This window comes from Kriegella aquimaris (assembly GCF_900103215.1).
GTDB classification, from domain to species: Bacteria; Bacteroidota; Bacteroidia; order Flavobacteriales; family Flavobacteriaceae; genus Kriegella; species Kriegella aquimaris.
In genome coordinates, this window is the sequence record NZ_FNGV01000009.1 from 1 (window position 1) to 15395 (window position 15395).

The window sequence follows — 15395 nt, forward strand, 5'->3', positions numbered from 1 at the left end:
TCGATCTCGCATATCGCGGAATGGTCCCTGTCGTAGACGACCTTGCTGCCACGGCTTACGGCACCCGTCTCGAGGAAATAGATGCCCAAGCGGTCGCCGCCGAATATGATGTTGTCGGTACCTACGCCCCTTTTGCGCATTTCCATAAGGGCACAGTCGCCGATATCGTTCTTGGGCAAACGGGTCACGAAATCAACGGGAACCCCGTAGTTGGCCAAGGAAACGGCCACATTGGATTCGCCACCGCCATAGACGACGTCAAAACTGTTGGTCTGTGAAAACCTCAAAAATCCCGGAGGGGAAAGGCGCAGCATTATCTCGCCGAACGTAACTACTTTTTTCATTTGTTATGTTAAGTTTAAATAAGTTCTAATCTAAATTAAAAATCAAAATATTCCTTGGCATTATTATAGCTGATATCCTGAATCAGTTTTCCGATCCACTCCATATCATTGGGCAGTTCCCCACGTTGTATCTCGCTCCCGAAAAGGTTGCAGAGAATACGCCGGAAATACTCATGGCGTGGAAAAGAAAGAAAACTTCTAGAATCGGTCAGCATCCCTACAAAACAGCTGATAAGGCCAATGTTCGAAAGGGCATTCATCTGCTTCGTCATACCATCTTTTTGGTCTAAAAACCACCAGCCCGATCCGAATTGTACCTTGCCTTTTACACTGCCGTCATTAAAGTTGCCGATCATTGAAGCCAACACTTCGTTGTCACCCGGGTTGAGGTTGTACAAAATGGTCTTGGTCAATTTATTCTTGCTATCGAGCGTATTCAGAAATTTGGAAAGGCTTTCCGCTTGTGGATAATCGCCAATGGAATCCCAGCCGGTATCAGGCCCTAATTTTTCCAGCATTCTACTATTATTGTTCCGTAAGGCACCCAAGTGAAACTGCTGAACCCATCCGAATTCATGATATTTTTCGCCCAAAAACTGTACAAGGGCACTTTGAAATTTCAAAGATTCACTTTCGGTAATAGTTTGGTTATTTCTTCTTTTTGTGAAGATAGTAAAAACTTCGGATTGGGTAAACGTATCAAAAGGAACGAAACTTAGCCCGTGATCCGAGACCCTGCACCCGTTGTCGTTAAAAAAAGAAATACGGTTGGCCAGTGCGGCACATAAATCTTCATAGGTCGCAATTTCTATATCGGCAGCTTGACCCAACGAGTCGATATAGGTGTTAAAGGTGGGGCTGTCGATAAGAATGGCCTTGTCAGGTCTGAAAGACGTACTCATCTTCGTCGCATGCTCTCCTTTCGAATATTTTTGATGGTGTATGAGGGGGTCGGTAGGGTCTTCGGTGGTACAAACGACTTCTACGTTCATTTTGGAAAGTAGGCTCTGGCAGCTATATTCCTTGGTTCTGAGTTTAGCGCTCGATGCTTCGTAGATGCCACTTGCTGTTTTTTCGTTTAAAAGCTCATGAATATCAAAATATCGGGCCAACTCCAAATGTGTCCAATGATACAATGGGTTGCGCATGGCATAAGGAACCGTTTTTGCCCATTGGGTGAACTTGCCCTTATCCGGTGCCGTACCCGTAATATATTTTTCGTTGACGCCAATGGTACGCATGGCACGCCATTTATAATGATCACCATAGATCCATGCCTGAGATATGTTTTCGAAAATAGTATCGTTAACAATATCGTTTGGTGTCAAATGGCAATGATAATCAATTATGGGCATTTTGCTCGCATACGTATGATAGAGCTCTTCGGCGTACTTGTTCTCGAGTAAAAATTGATCGTGTATAAAAGAAGCGGGCGTACTCATTATGTAGGATGATTTATTTTAGCTTGCTAACTTACGTATTTTTTGATCTTACACAAGGTCGAAATCGCTCAAAATCACATTTTAAACCTAGAATTTTATAAAAATGTAATCGATTGCAAAATTATAGGTTAATTCTTATAAATGCCAAAAGTTGCGTTCGAAAGATAATGGACACGGAATAGCAGCCTGTTTCGTAAAAGGGACTATTGTTTTTTTAGTTTTTGGTACAATGCCCTCGGGACTTTGAAAATAGTACCGTGTCGGGTGCCTTCGGGAAAATGGATTCGATTCGAAATGTCTTTCCAGTTTTTTAGGTCGGAAGACTGTACGGCGCCGTAGGTATGGTCGATATACTTGTCGAAATAGACGGTCCATTTACCATCGATTTTTTGGGCTGTCGGACCCTCCGCCCAATAATCGCCGGTTATCGGGTCACTGGCCTTTGAATAAGGGCCTGTAAGCTTGTCGCTATGGGCAATCTTGATATTCTTTTCTGCCGGTTCCCGGGTTTCGTCTTTCAGGAACATAACGAACTTGTCTTCATGTTTTTGTATGGTCGCGTCGATAACATTAAAACCGGGTTCATAAAGCAAGGTCGTCGGGGAGAACGTCTTAAAATCTTTCGTGGTCGTATAGTACATGCGGTGATTGTAACCGCTGTCTTTGTCCGATTGGGTTTTAGGGAATTTCCCGGGAATCGTACTCGCCCAGTAAATGAGATAGGTGTTACTTTCTGCATCGTACGTAAGTTCTGGAGCCCAGGTGTTGCGTGTGCTTTGTTCATGGGCCATAACGGGAATGAACTGTTGTTCGGACCAATGAATCAGATCTTCGGATGACGCATAGCCGATGCCTTTGTCCGTCCAACTTACCGTCCAGACCATATGATATTTGCCATCGCCCCCTTTAATGATGCAAGGGTCGCGCATCAATTTGTCTTTGCCAACTACGGGGGTGAGAAACGGGGCATCGTTCTTTAGACTTTTCCATGTATAGCCATCTTCGCTATAGGCCAAATGCAGTCCGTCTTCACCGTTACCTTTAAAATAGGAGAATAGCAACACCTCTTCGTTGGGTATCCAGTTGTGAGATCGGAGCCAGTTGGCACAGGCAGTTGGCCAATATTGGTTGGTAGGCCCTACGCCTAGACCGAAACCGTGGCCGCCTTGTTCGTAAATATGCATTTCGGAAGCGACATTATGTTCTTTTAAGGCGAGATAATAGGCGATGCTGTTTTCGACAGGAACGCCCGAATCATCGGTCGCATGTACCAGAAAGGCGGGAGGCGTTTCTTTGTTTATCCGTTTTTCACTTGAAAATTTTTCGAGGAGTTCAGGGGTAGGCGAAGCGCCCAAGAGATTCTTTTGGGAGCCTTTGTGGGTGATGCCGGCTTCCATACCGATTACCGGATAAATTAATATAGAAAAATCAGGACGGGCACTGGTATCGTCCGATTCCGTGTAGGTTTTCTCATTGTAAAGGGTAGACAAACTTGCTGCTAAATGACCGCCGGCGGAGAACCCCATAATCCCGATTTTAGTAGGGTCGATATGCCACTTATCCGCATTTCGCCGAACCATTCGAACCGCTTCTTGGGCATCTTGCAAAGGTCCTACGGATTTGTCTTCCATCGTTTGGTCGCTCGGCATTCGATATTTTAGTACAAAAGCGGAAATTCCCAGGCTGTTGAACCATTCCGCGACCTTATAGCCTTCTTTGCGAATGGCCAAATGGGAATAACCGCCCCCAGGGCAGATGATAACCGCTGTGCCGTTCGAAGTTTCTTTATCGGCAAGAAATACCGTGATGTCGGGCTGCGAGACTTTACTGTAGCCTCTTATATTTCCTAAAGCATCCAATTGTGATTCTTGAATATAGGAAGGGGCCGATAAGGCACTTGGCGCACCATTGGGCCACAAGGGAATGACTTCGGATTGGGCCTGTATTTCCTGTTGATATATCCCCAAAAAAAAGGAGAGGACAAAGATTCTTAAAAATAGTTTTTTGTACATGATTACTTCTTAATGATATACCTCGACTGGCTTCGGTATATTGTTGTGCAATTGGTTTGACATAAAGAGGACAAGATAATGATTTCAACTTCACGAAAGGGAATACTTGATTCGGGCAGTCGTAAAAATAAGTTCTTCCCATTGGCCTAATCAAGAAGTTCCACAATTCGGGCGGCGATGATTTTTTGCCCCGCTGCACTCATGTGAATGCCATCAGGCGCATAATTATCAAGCACTCCCTGAAGGGGGTGATAAACGTCTAAGACTTTAAAACCGTTAGCTTGTGCTATTTCTTGAAAAAGGGGCACCAGATGGCCCAGTCTTTCATTACCGCCCTCGTATTTTTCCAATATCCCTTCTGTTTTCATGGGAGGAGGGGTAACGAAGATCAGTTGGGGCTTACCGTTTTCCTTCGAGGGGGATTTTGCGATATTTTTCAGTAATTTTTCAAAGTTCGTCACCACGGCTGACTGACGATCGGCAAATATTTTTTTGGTATCGTTCGTACCAAGGCATAGCACGATATAGTCGAAATTTTTACCGCCTATTTCTAGTTGGGCTTCCCGTAGATACTTGTTGATATTCCGAAGCGCATTTAAATCTTTTGCGCCGTTATTATCAAACCCTATCGTACGTCCCGATTGGGAAAAATTGACGATTGTAGCATTTGGAAGCATCGTTTTTAATTGATTGACCCACCCTGCTTCACTGGCGCCGTTCGAATCACCGATAGTCAGAATGGTAGCCTTTAACGGCGAAGTTTTCTTATAAGGCACCAGAGACAAAGCTTGGGGAAGTTGTTCGTGGCCCCCTTCAAAAATGGTCAGTTGAATATTTTGATACGTCCGGAACAGGTGAATGTCACGACCATAAAGCGATTGCTTTTTATCCGCGAGTGGATTTAATCTTTTTGTGACCAAATTTATAATCTCACTTTCAGTGACCAAATCGGAATCGGAGACCGCTTTGGGCCGTATTTCGGCTACTTCGGAAATCTGATATTTAAGTTCACCAACTAAGCGGTTATACATATTGATGGAATGCGTTATAGGAACAGAACCTTCATAGCCATCGTGCACCCCTTCATAAATATAAAGTTTGGCTTTTTTTCGTTTTGCAATAGGATACTTATGGGTTATGGGAGAGCGCCTTAAGGCTTCGGCCTTGTCAAAAACACCATCTTTTGAAATGGCCTGTAAAATATCTTGTGCATATTTTTGTTTCCTGCCTATTGACTCCCAATACCATGCTTCAATATCGGAAATGGGCGCCCAGGCAGAAAAAGATTTGACGGGGTAGTCTAATCCCATATAGGCCAATAATGTGGCATAACCTCCACCTGAGACCCCTATAATATGAACTTCATCAGGGTCACTGTCGGTATGTTTTAATGCGTATTGAATGGCATCGGCAATATCTGGAACGACTAGATCACTCCCCATGGCCTGAGGATGGTTGTTGGTGCCTCTAAAATCGGGGTGAATATAATTCCAATCCCTAGCCAATATTTCCTTGGCCAAAGGGTCTTTTTGGGTATAATCGCCACTCCACGTGTGAAGGCTCACAATAAGGGGTTTACGGACTTTGCTTTTTGACCTATAGAAAATAGCATTTTGAATTGCACCATCTTTTGATGATGTAATGCCTACACGTTCAAATGGTGCGGCCCAATTGCTTTTTGCAGTATCGTCCCATGTTGGGTCCTTTTGGGAAAATAGTGTCAAAACCCCAAAAAATAGGGTAAATAGGTAAATGCTGATAAACTGTTTGACCATGTACTCGTTGATTTTTTAAACTACCGCAGTGAGTCGCTTCATCATACCTTTACGGCTACTAATTTAGGAGGGTAAGATAAATATTATTTAATATCAAAACCGATGACGTTTGTATTGATCAGTTCTTGTTCCCTGATGGAATCTACTTTAATATTTTTTAGTTGAATATGCTTTACAGGTACCTCTTGGTTGCCATTAATATGTGATATAAAGTCGACATTCTTTGCAACCACATTGGTTATAAAGATATCTTTGATAGGCGTGAGTCGCCTTTCATAAGTAGGTACTAAATCACGCCATTGATATAATACGTCAGTTTCTATGCCTAGGATTCCTTTGTCAATTTTACCCGATTTGATATTGCTTACATAAATATTTTTGACATAACCGCCGCGTCGTTCATTGGTTTTTATATAAACAAGATGGTTTAGTTTGGCGCCCTCCAAAACTTCACAACTATCCACAAAAACGTTTTCTATGCCACCCGATAGTTCGCTGCCGATGGCCAACAATTCGTGTCCGTTTTTTACCGTGCAGTTTTTTATAACCAGATTTTTTGTTGGGGTGTTTAGACGCCAAGCGTCTTGATTACGCCCTGATTTAACGGCTATGGCATCATCGCCTTGGTCAAAAATGCAGTTCTCTATCAATATGTTTTGAGACATTTCAGGGTCAACACCATCATTGTTATGGCCGTGTGCCTTTACTTTTACATTTCTGATTACAATGTCTTTGGAAAGGTAGGGGTGAATGACCCAAAAAGGGCTGTTTGTTATGGTTATTCCTTCCACTAAAATATTCTCGGATCTATTAAATTGAATGAAGTGGGGCCGCAGGTTAGCGGAGTCGCCGACCATTTGTCGTTCTTCGACCGGACGGTCTTTGGCCGCCAAGTTATATAAGCGCTTAAGACTGTTCATATGCGCCGGGGGGCGTGTAAACCATTTTTCCCATACATCCATCTTCGCCTTTAACTCACCTTCTCCCGTAATAGCGACGTTTTGGCATTCATAGGCATAGATCAAGGGGGAATAGTTAAAGCATTCCATGCCTTCCCAAGTGGTATGTACCGGGGGCAAGTAATCTTTTGGGTTATCTGAAAATAACAGAACGGCTCCGTTGTTCAGGTGTAAATTGACATTGCTCTTTAGATGGATTTTTCCTGTTATCCATTCTCCTTCGGGTATTATTACCATCCCTCCCCCAGCTTTATTTGCCTGGTCAATGGCCTTTTCAATGGCTTGGGAAATTTTTTCTTGATTGCCCAGTACGGCACCAAAGTCGGTAATCGGAAATTTTTCACTGCTCGTAAAATCTGGAACTTTGATCGACGGCATTTCGAAGGGGGCCTCGACTTTTATCTCAATGTTGCCAATGGTAGACTTCTGAGTACATGAACATAGGTTCGAAACCGCAACTAACGTTAATAAGAATAGTGTGTTTTTCACAAAAAAAATATTTTTATCTTGGACTGGGTTCATTTTCCATGCAATTAAGCTTGCAAGTAGAACATCCAATTTGGTTAAGGTGCGGTTTTAAACCATTAAAATAACTCGATAATTAACTTTAAAATCTGTTATTATACGTTTAGTAGACCACACCCAATTTTAGCGTTGTAATCGATTACATTTTTGTGGCAAAAATAGACTTTTTTATTTATCGAGGTTGATAATGTTTGAGGGATTTTATTCTGGGCCTACCTTTTCTAAGTGTTTAGGTTGGTAGGATATTGATTTTCTTTGAAAGTGCCGTCCGAAGTCGAAAGAAAAGGCATTAAGAATATCATGTGCATTCAGAAAATAGATTATCTAGTATCTTTGATAAGCCTAATGGTTCAGGGTTATAGCAGGAAATATTTGAACGGCTTAAGTAGGGTTTGGAAAATAACATGTAACTTGAGCCTGACAAACAGGCTAAAAAGAAAGAATAATCTTACTAATTTGAATCATTATTTTCATATCTTCGGTTTTTGTTTCACTGCGAATAAGGTTGTAGCTTTTCGTCATGAAATTTCCACTGTTTTAGAAGCCCCCTAAAACGTTTAACTAAATATTTAAAAGATAGCCATTATCATAAAATCAAAAAAATCATGGGCAAAAACAATCACATTGTAGCGTTGGATAATAAACAGGAGGAGGCAGCATCTAAAATCGAAATTATAAAGAATTTGATTTTTGGTGAAAATATTCAAGTATACGATTCTGAATTCGAGTCTTTGAAAAAAGATATTGAGAAGAAGAAAAAAGCATTGGAAGAGTTGATCGAAGAGGTACGGCAAGACCTTAAAACAGCCATTGATAATGTGGCGACCGATGTAAATATTAGAATTACCGAGCTAGAAGATAAAATCGAAGAAAAAATAGAAAACCTAGAGACCGAGAAGGTAGATAAAAAGATGCTTGGAAAGCTACTAATTGATTTAGGAGAAAAAGTGAGCGCGAAATAACCTAGTCAAAATTTACCAGGTTATGAATGAAAACGACAAAATGCAAATCTTGAGAGATCTTCTTTTTGAGGATGATGCGATTTTTATTGAAAAGATAGCGAAAAGACTCGAGCGATTAGAAGATAGTTTCAATGACAACGATAAGTTTACCTCAAAAGTAGACCCGATTATCTTGCATCAACTCGACGAGTTCAAAACCAGTATACCACAAACATTGGGGCCTACCATTACCGCTGCACTCAAAATTGAAATCAAAAAGAATAAAGACGAAGTGGTAGATGCACTTTATCCCGTTATCGGGAAAATGATTAAAAAATACATTGCGCAAGAAATCAGAAAACTCTCAGAAAGTATCAATCGCCAACTTGGTTTTAAAGAAAAAATAAAATCTTGGTTCGGAAAATCCAAAGAAAAACAAGCTATCGTTAATGAGCTGGCGGCAGCACATATCGAACAGGTGTTATTGATCGAAAAAGAGTCTGGACTGTTGAAGGGAAGCTATTCTAACTTGCACACGATCGACGAAGAAATGATTTCAGGTATGCTTACCGCTATAAAGAGCTTTGCCGAAGATGCTTTTGGGCAAAAAGGAGAAAGTCTTGAACTCATTGACTACGAACTGTACCACATTCACCTACAAAGTTTCAGTAGCTACTATGTCGCTGTCGTACTGTCGGGCACTTATACCTTAAGCGCCAAGGACAAGTTGCAAGACCTGATTTTTGATTTCTATGAAGATTTCACCAAAAAAAATGAGTACAAATCACTAAGTTCCGACCGTATTAATACCGAACTGGCACAAAATTTCAGATATGCAAGTCTCTAAAAAAGTTATTGTATTAGGACATTTTGGGGTTGGCAAGACCTCATTGATTCGGCGTTTTGTCGAGAATAGTTTTTCAGATAACTATACAGTGTCCATCGGGGTACATATTACCAAGAAAGTGGTCGAAGTCTCCGTGAATAAATCCGTTTCCCTGATTCTTTGGGATTTGGAAGGGACTGATGATCTTAATCATATTCGCGAATCATATTTGCTGGGTACACACGGAATTATCTATGTTTTTGATGTGTCAAGACCAACAACATTTCAAGATATTCAATTGGATTTGTCTGTTTTGGAAAAGAAAGTGCCTGGTATTCCCACCAAAATAGTCGGTAACAAGGTCGATCTAGTAGTACCTACGGAAGTGCAGGAAATTTTGGAAAACAATAATATTTCATTCGATTATCTAACCAGTGCCAAAACAGGGGGCAAAGTTAATGACCTGTTCAAAGAATTAGCAAAAATGCTTGCTCCAGATGCTGAAAAAATTAAAGGAACACTACAGTAGTAACAACTTTCAATTTATTTTGACGGATACCGAGGGATTGGTGGTCGAAAGCGACCAAACCCTCTTAGCGGTCAATAAAGGAGCCCCGATTGGTGAACTGCATCCTTTTTTTATCAGTATTCCCGAGATTATGGCCTCGGTTCAAGAAAGTACTATTTTTCATTGTGTACAGTTGGGCTCCAGCGTTGATAGCCTAACAGCCGATATAGAGGTCCTGAAAAAAGAGGGCCATATACTAGTGGTTATTTGTGACCTTACTGCTCATTACCTCTCTTATCAGGCAATGACCCAGTCTAGAAACGAGTCGATTATAGACTCGGAACTTATCCTTTTAAAAAATCATGAACTTCAGGAGCGCGAGGATTTTAAGAACGAGTTTATTCAGAATTTTAGTCATGAACTTCGCAATCCACTCACAAATATTATTGCCCTTACCAATATTTTAAGACGAACGGACCTGAGTTCGGAGCAACAAAGAATTTTAACCGTATTAAAAGATTCTACGGCTAACTTGAAATTGATGCTAGAGGATATTTTGAGTATTTCTATGATTGCAAAAGGCAAGCTGGCGTTAAACCCCAGTGTGTTCAGTTTTTCACAATTGGTAGACTTCTTAAAACTGACATATACCACGAGGGCCAAAGAAAAAGGACTTGTTTTTACGATAACGGTCGACGAAAAGATTCCCGCTTACCTCGAAGGTGACCGTTTGCGGTTATTACAGGTATTGACGAATTTATGTGATAATGCTACCAAATACACGGAGAAGGGGAGCATTGAATTGTATATTGCCCTTAACCAAAAAAGGGCGAATACCGTGAGCTTGCGATTCGGGGTCAAAGACACTGGGGTGGGTATTCCGAAAGAGAGCCTCGAAACCATTTTTGAAAGTTTTGAACAGCTCCGTCGTACCGAAGGGGTAGGCCTAGGTCTCGCCATAGTCAAAGGTTTATTGGCGTTAATGAAAAGCAAGGTAAATATAATTTCTACGGCCGGGGTCGGATCTCATTTCTATTTCGACGTAACCTTGAGCTTTCCGTTACACCAGCCTTCGGTTCCTGTTTTTCAAGAACATTCAAGAAAGAAAGTTGTCAAACCGAGGTTAAGAAACAATTCAAAATTCAAGGTTTTGTTGGTAGAGGATAACGAACAGGTGCAAACTGCCCTTTTCAAGATGCTGATAGATGAAGGCGAATTCTTTATTGATGTGGTCAATGACGGAGCCCTGGTCATGGAAGAAATTGTTAACAATGCCTATGATATCATTTTGATGGATATAAACCTTCCCAATATTTCAGGAGATCAGCTCGTAAAAGTGATCCGAAGTTTTCCGTTCAATAATATCAAAAAAATTCCGGTTATAGGGATAACGGCCTACTCCTATGAAGAGCAACTCAAGACCTATTTGAAGGCAGGTATGAATGCGGTACTGGCCAAACCTTTTGAAGCGCATGAATTACTCAAAACCATGCACCGTTTCCTGAGGTAGTTTGAGAAGATTAAGTATTGCCCACTTCGTCAAAGCAATTACGTTTAAAAATATTTTGTAAGAATATTACTGTTAAATATGTATTTAATCGATAAAAAGATACGTTTTATCGGTTTTTTAAATTGCTGCTCGTAGGATTGCTGTTTTTGCCTTCAGCTTTATATTTTTACCCTGTTTGATTGAAACAACTTATAAATGCTATTTGAACACTAACCATTGATTATAGCAAAAAGGGTCGAAGAACCATTAGAAGATTCGGTAGACTCAGAATTAAATTGTTCCCCCATTTTTAATAGTATTGGCTTATGAAAGCCCCTTTGTAGGGGCTTTCGTTAGTCAATTTTCAATAGCATAAAAAGAATGGACATAGTGACACCGGATTAGTTCCTTGGATTAAGAAGGTAAGTTATGTTTAGTTCCCCCAGGGATATTTTAAGAGTAATCTTGAATGTCCCTTTTTTATTTCTTGATATCGGAATTTGTTGAGATTTAAACTGAGTGTTCCAGTACAATCGATTTATTGGTTGATTTTGTATATTTCACTTCCGGCCAAAAGAAAACAACCCAAGCCATAATCTTCAAAATCTGGTACCTTGTCGTAGGATAACGGCTGACCATCTTTAGGTTCTTTTCCGGTAGATTGAAGAAAGCCCAAAAATCCCGATGTATGCAAGCCGTCTGTGACCATTGCATTCCAAGCTTTTGTAACTACGGGCAAATATTTCTCACTATCTAGAATTTTATTATTGATTCCGTACGCTAGGGCATAGGTGAACAAAGCGGTACCCGAAAGCTCTTTTCCCCCAAAGTTCTTCGGGTCATGCAAACTTACGTTCCAAAAACCATCTTTTCGTTGAATGGGGACCAAAGCTGCTGCCATGGCCTTGAGGTCGGAAATGTACTGTTCGCTGTGCGGCAAATTATCGGGTGCAATCGAAAGCACTTTCGCCAAAGCGGCAATGACCCAGCCATTACCCCGGCTCCAATAACAATCTTCTCCATTGGGTTCGGTATACGGCGGGTCGAAATCGGCATCGCGCCACCAAAGTCCGTCTTTTGGGTTGTACAATCCATGGTCGCCATGTTGATTACGCGTATACATATACATGTCGTACATTTTTTCGTAATAGCGGTCGTCATTCTCAAGTACGCCCAATTTTGCAAACACGGGCATCCCCATTTGAATCGCATCGATCCAAGACCAATCGTCAGATTGCGGGGTATTCAACAGCATGCGCATGGTTGCCCTCGTATTTTTTAATTTTTTAGGATCTGGTTCTAAATTATAGAGGTCAATATAAGTTTGAGCTGCACAATAGTCGTCGGCATTTCTATTGGCCGAACCATATCGGAAACCCCATTCATGGAATTCGGCCCAGTCGTAGGCATAATTGTAATATTCTTCTTTGGGCCAAATCTCGTAAAGTGCCATAAGGCCTTCGTAATAAACACCCCGGGTCCAGATATTGCTAGGCCTTTCTTTGTTCGTGATGATGGTCTTGCCAACATCGGGCCATTTTTTCATGAAGTAGGCATTCGCCAGTTCCATCTGTTCCAAAACTTTTGCCCGGTCAAAAGGTTGCGCGTGTAAGATGCCAAAAGCAAGTAATATGAAAATAATAAGTGCATTTTTTTTCATTGTTTGGGTGTTTAGTTGTTGTGTTTTAAAGGAACTAGCAATACTTTGCCCAAAAGGCCTGAGGGCATGGGTTTCCATTGGGTGGCATCGAATTTTTGATAATCCTTGTCGACCATATTGATTTCGTGAAATATCTTCCATTCCTCTCCACGTAGTTCTTTGGCACGTATTCTATTGGCCGGTAAATTGGTTACTTCGATGGTCAACCTGTTTTTTCCTTTATTGAGTTTCCCTATGTTCAGGGCAAAAGGTGCCGACCAGAGCGTTCCCATATACGTATCGTTCAACCATACTTTGGCACTTTCGCGTACATCATCGAATTGTAGTCTCCAATTATCAGCTTCAATGTCGGGAGCGTCAAATTCAATTTCATATTTAGCCGTGCCCGAAAAGCCCTCGGCTTGTTTTCCCAATAGGGTCCAGGACTCAAGGGTATTCAATGTGCTGTTCGGAGGTAGCGTGGGCCCTCCTTTTAAAAAAGAAAGCTGCCATTTTCCATTGATTGGGTAGCCCTTTTCCAAGTTTTGGTAATATGGCCATTCAGGAATGGTGGTTTCCCCTGTTTTTAGGAATAGAGAACCTCCTGAAGGAATAGCTACTTTGACCAAGGTCAGTGCTTCTTCTTTTTTAATCACAGCTTTTCCGTAGGCTTTGGTCAAAGGGTCTAGAATAAGAACTTCCTCGGCGCTCCCCTGTAAGGGAATAAAAGTGTTGATGTCTTCGGAGGTATGGTTGACCAAAAAATAAACCTTTGCACCATTTACATCCCTTCGTATGAATTTCAGTCCCGTTTCTACTAGGGTTTCTGGGAAAATTTGGGCAGCGGCCAATGAGTCCACAAGATTTTTTGTTGGCGTAGTTTCCTGTGAATTGTCCGAGATCATTTGTGCCAACTCGCGGTTTCTTTTTTCGTATTGATAAAACCCGGGTACCGATTCGGGTAGCCCTTCAAAAATAATGGAAGCACCTTGTTTTTTTAGGTCAATCAACTTTCGAAGTGTTGCCAATGGCATATTTCGACAATCGGGAAGCACTAAACTTTTGTAGGTGCCGCCTGGCAGTACAATTAGACCATCGGAAACCGTCGCTTTTTCGATAAAGGCGTCCGAGATAAAATCGACACCGTATCCTTTTTTCATCAACTTTTGGGTAGTGTTGTAAAAATTGGTACCCTGTAACCATTCTTCAAGCGAATGAATTTTAAACTGAAAGAATAGGGAGCCGTTGTGGTATTCATCCCATACATCATAAATTGGCCAATAAAGTAAAGTTTCATTGTCCGGTTTCCCTGATTGCAACATCGCTTGGCAACGGGCAATATAGGAAAACAGCTCAGGGGCATCTTCCCAAATGGTGTTGTTGACATTGAAGTTGACCGAGGCGTAGAATTTCCATCCTGGCCATGCGGCACTTTCCGGCGAGTAGGTAGAACCATGCAGAAAAATATGGTTTACACCATTTAACATCAAATCTTCGGCCTCGGGTTTGCATTGTGATAAGGCTGTTTTAAAGTGATCGCGAAGCCAAGTAAAAGTTTCCGAAGAAGTCAACGGCTTACCAGAAATATGGGCGGCGGAAGAGGAGAATTTTAACATGACGGGGTCGGCATCTCCCTGACGGATATCTTCTTTTTCCCTACGGAAACCTTTGATGTCAAATGGCATCGATCCAAAAGTCTCGCATTCGGGTATGTCGGCAGAAGCATACATATCGATAAGGTTGCCTGGCGAACCGTGGGCTTGTAACCGTGTTTTAAATCCTTTTTCATTGGCCCATTTTGTCCAAGGTCTATCAAATTGGGTAAGCAATAAGTCAGAAAGTGTCTGCCGATAATCACTTTTTACACGATTGCTTTCTTGTCGGTCATTTTTGTCCAACAATAGGGGTATGTGTGGTTTTAGGTCGTAACCGCGTCTTTTTTCGAAGGTGCTAAAAAAATCGGGGGTAAAATCGGTATGGTAAACTTCATAACTGTCATTAAAAATAGAACGCAGGTGTTTTGCATGATTTTCAAAGGCGGCATTAAAAGGTTTTACGTAAGAGGTAAAAGCCGCTTGGGAGTAATGGTCAACAGTGAACCCTTGGCCGCCCGGTGCTGCTCGTTTTACCTGCTGTCCCGTTTTACCTTCGTATACTACATAGATAGTGTAATCGGACCCCTTGGCCTTCCATTTTAAAACGTTGTCTTCTAAAGTTGGGGTTAAATCAATGTAAGCACCATGGGCGCCAAAAGCCAGTACATGGATCAACTTGGCATAAGGCCGGTCTTTTGTGTTCGTAGCAAGAAGATGGGTGTTGATTTTTTCGCCTTTTTTTATTTTTAACGTATCGATCACTAATTTGGTGGCGGCATATTCTTGTGTAACCTGAGGTCCGCCGTAGGGCCATCCCGTGCCCAAGGTCATGTCTACCTGCATATCGAGACTGTCGGCGATTGAAATGGTCTTGTCCAGCATTTGCAGCCATTCGGGAGAAAGATAGTCGAGGTAATTTTGTTCCGTTCCCTTTACCCCGTAGATTGGTTGGATCTCGACGCCCCCCAAGCCTGCTTTTGACATTTCAACCAATGACGTTTTGATGTTTGCTTCATCTATGGCATTCCCCATCCACCACCAACGGGTCCACGGTTTTGTAGTATTCTTAATTTCAGGCCATGGCTCTTGTGATGTCTCTTGGGATTGCATACTCGGAATGGTGATCCAAAATACGAGTGCTACGGTCCAATATTTTAAAGATGAGGTATGCAAGAACTGTTTTTTCATTTCAAAGTCTTATCTGTCCGCTATAATTAAGGAGATGAGTTCCTTGCGAAGGCCGTTGTAATGTACTAAAATAACTCCTGTAGCAGATATTTGCATCCTGTGCTGTACTGTTACAAAATAAAAGGGCAGTATACTACAGGATGCAAAGACTA

11 protein-coding genes are annotated in these 15395 nt (G+C 41.6%); 4 read left to right on the plus strand and 7 right to left on the minus strand.

Features of this window, described 5'->3' with window-relative positions:
• The 5 genes from BLS33_RS16360 to BLS33_RS16380 form a co-directional block, all read right to left on the minus strand.
• Nucleotides 1-344 (minus strand): PfkB family carbohydrate kinase (locus tag BLS33_RS16360; protein WP_245731505.1); only part of this gene is annotated, 344 nt, incomplete at its 3' end.
• Nucleotides 345-379: 35 nt separating this feature from the next.
• Complete coding sequence (gene uxaC / locus BLS33_RS16365; protein ID WP_089891920.1) at nucleotides 380-1786, minus strand: glucuronate isomerase; 1407 nt, start codon at nucleotides 1784-1786, stop codon at nucleotides 380-382.
• 203 nt (nucleotides 1787-1989) lie between these two features.
• A complete protein-coding gene (locus tag BLS33_RS16370) occupies nucleotides 1990-3798 on the minus strand; it encodes an alpha/beta hydrolase fold domain-containing protein (RefSeq protein ID WP_089891923.1) in 1809 nt (602 codons plus the stop codon).
• A 146-nt stretch (nucleotides 3799-3944) separates the two neighbouring features.
• Nucleotides 3945-5573 (minus strand): SGNH/GDSL hydrolase family protein, encoded by a 1629-nt coding sequence (locus BLS33_RS16375; protein WP_089891926.1) that lies wholly within the window; start codon nucleotides 5571-5573, stop codon nucleotides 3945-3947.
• An 83-nt stretch (nucleotides 5574-5656) separates the two neighbouring features.
• Entirely contained in the window at nucleotides 5657-7021 is a 1365-nt protein-coding gene (locus BLS33_RS16380; protein WP_245731507.1) for a glycoside hydrolase family 28 protein, read from the minus strand.
• A gap of 641 nt (nucleotides 7022-7662) precedes the next feature.
• On the opposite strand from BLS33_RS16380, the gene BLS33_RS16385 reads away from it, so the two are divergent.
• From BLS33_RS16385 to BLS33_RS16400, 4 genes are read left to right on the plus strand one after another with little or no spacing between them, the layout of a single operon-like run.
• Nucleotides 7663-8019: a fructose 1,6-bisphosphatase gene (locus tag BLS33_RS16385; protein ID WP_089891932.1), complete on the plus strand. Its 357-nt coding sequence runs from the start codon at nucleotides 7663-7665 to the stop codon at nucleotides 8017-8019.
• Nucleotides 8020-8041: 22 nt separating this feature from the next.
• Complete coding sequence (locus tag BLS33_RS16390; RefSeq protein ID WP_176801413.1) at nucleotides 8042-8845, plus strand: cell envelope biogenesis protein OmpA; 804 nt, start codon at nucleotides 8042-8044, stop codon at nucleotides 8843-8845.
• The gene (locus BLS33_RS16395) at nucleotides 8832-9353 is read left to right on the plus strand and encodes a Rab family GTPase (protein ID WP_089891936.1); all 522 of its coding nucleotides are present in this window, start codon (nucleotides 8832-8834) and stop codon (nucleotides 9351-9353) included. The genes BLS33_RS16390 and BLS33_RS16395 overlap by 14 nt, the downstream gene beginning before the upstream one ends.
• Complete coding sequence (locus BLS33_RS16400; RefSeq protein ID WP_089891940.1) at nucleotides 9322-10842, plus strand: ATP-binding response regulator; 1521 nt, start codon at nucleotides 9322-9324, stop codon at nucleotides 10840-10842. The genes BLS33_RS16395 and BLS33_RS16400 overlap by 32 nt, the downstream gene beginning before the upstream one ends.
• A gap of 517 nt (nucleotides 10843-11359) precedes the next feature.
• On the opposite strand, the gene BLS33_RS16405 is transcribed toward BLS33_RS16400, so the two are convergent.
• Nucleotides 11360-12481 carry a glycoside hydrolase family 88/105 protein gene (locus tag BLS33_RS16405; RefSeq protein WP_089891943.1) on the minus strand — a complete coding sequence of 374 codons (1122 nt, stop codon included), beginning with the start codon at nucleotides 12479-12481 and terminating at the stop codon, nucleotides 11360-11362.
• Nucleotides 12482-12492: 11 nt separating this feature from the next.
• Entirely contained in the window at nucleotides 12493-15243 is a 2751-nt protein-coding gene (locus BLS33_RS16410) for a glycosyl hydrolase (protein ID WP_089891946.1), read from the minus strand.
• Nucleotides 15244-15395: the final 152 nt, after the last annotated feature.